The sequence below is a fragment of the Legionella sp. genome (genome assembly GCF_965140895.1).
GTDB lineage: Bacteria > Pseudomonadota > Gammaproteobacteria > Legionellales > Legionellaceae > Legionella.
This window is the reverse complement of the sequence record NZ_CBCSKT010000149.1, coordinates 35,260-36,759: the sequence shown is the minus strand read 5'-3', so window position 1 is coordinate 36,759 and position 1,500 is coordinate 35,260. Positions and strand designations below refer to the sequence as shown.

The window sequence follows — 1,500 nt, the reverse complement described above, 5'->3', positions numbered from 1 at the left end:
AGATGCCCAAGGTCGTTTGTATGCGATTGATAAAGATTTAGATGCAATTGCTCATGCAAACGAACGTTTTGGCCAAGATCAACGCTTCCATATTTTTCACGGCTCTTTTGCTCAGATAGAGGAGTTTGCTACTGAGGCAGGAGTGCTGGGTAAAGTAGACGGTATTTTGTTGGATTTAGGAGTATCTTCACCGCAGCTCGATAACCCGGAGCGTGGATTTAGTTTCATGCAGCAAGGTCCTTTGGATATGCGCATGGATTTATCACAGCCAATGAGTGCTGCTGATTTTGTCAATCATGCTGAAGCAGATGAAATGGCGGCAATTTTCAGGTTGTATGGTGAAGAGCGTTTTGCTGGACGAATTGCGCGGGCAATTGTTACTGCGAGAAGCAGTGCACCAATTACCACAACATTGCAGTTGGCAGAAATAGTAAAGGAAGCAAATCCCAAGTGGGAAAAGCATAAACATCCAGCAACTCGAGTGTTTCAGGCGATTCGCATTCATGTGAATCAAGAGTTAAATGATTTAAGTAGTTGTCTAGAACAATGTCTTAAGGTGTTGGCGCCAGGAGGACGATTGGCTGTAATCAGTTTCCATTCTCTTGAAGACCGCATTGTGAAGCAATTTATGCGTAACAAAGAGCAGGGAGAAAGACCACCGCCAGAAGTACCGATTCGTTATGAAGAGTTAAAGACAAATTTTAAGAGAATAGGTAAAGCAATAATGCCGCAGGAAAATGAAGTAAAAGAGAATGTCAGAGCCAGAAGTGCCGTACTAAGGATAGGGGAGAAATTAGCATGAACGCTGCAGCGAAAGTGATTAATCAAGGTACTTTATTTAATGGTCAACTGGCAGATATGCAGATGTCAAAGTCATCGTATCTGTTAATCATATTAGTAGTTTCCGTGTTAGTAAGTGCATTAGCCGTGGTTTATAGTACGAACTCATATCGCTCGACGTTTAGCCAGGTAGAACAACAAGAACAACAAACTCATTATTTGCAGTTACAATGGGGGCAATTGTTGCTTGAGCAAGCAAGTCTTGCGACTCCGGCACGAGTAGAAGATTTAGCCAGTGGTGAATTAGGAATGGTTCTGCCAACAACTACAAATACTTTTTGGTTGCAAGGACAGCAATAAGGCACGTAGACTGGGCTGGTCAAGCCCAGCAGCAGATCTTGTGCTACCCCCAATGCTGGGCTTGGCAGCTCAACCTACTTTGGGGAGTAGCAAACTGCCAAGGCAGCCAACGAACGAGGGTCTGGAAGTTTTTCTATTAAGCGAGTACCATCACGACTTATTTTGTGACCGCTTGATACTAGGAACATAGCATAAGTTGAAAAATCAGCTAAAATTTCATTTTAAGCATCAGGATTGTCATGCTGTCTGTTCTGAATAAGGACATTATATGCAAATCATCAGGTCAAGATTAAACCATAATAATAATTTGAGTAGTTGCCTATGAAAAGATCACGCCATCTGAACAGACTGGTTATTGTC

The 1,500-nt window shown here is 42.5% G+C and carries 2 protein-coding genes; both read left to right on the top strand.

Annotation, left to right across the window (positions count from 1 at the left end; all coding sequences use genetic code 11):
• The coding region (gene rsmH / locus ACQY7T_RS13595) for a 16S rRNA (cytosine(1402)-N(4))-methyltransferase RsmH (RefSeq protein ID WP_428414065.1) at nucleotides 1-802 on the top strand (802 nt) is incomplete at its 5' end.
• Nucleotides 799-1,140, top strand: a complete 342-nt coding sequence (gene ftsL / locus ACQY7T_RS13590; RefSeq protein WP_428414064.1) for a cell division protein FtsL — start codon at nucleotides 799-801, stop codon at nucleotides 1,138-1,140. The genes rsmH and ftsL, both read left to right, overlap by 4 nt.
• Nucleotides 1,141-1,500 lie beyond the last annotated feature (360 nt).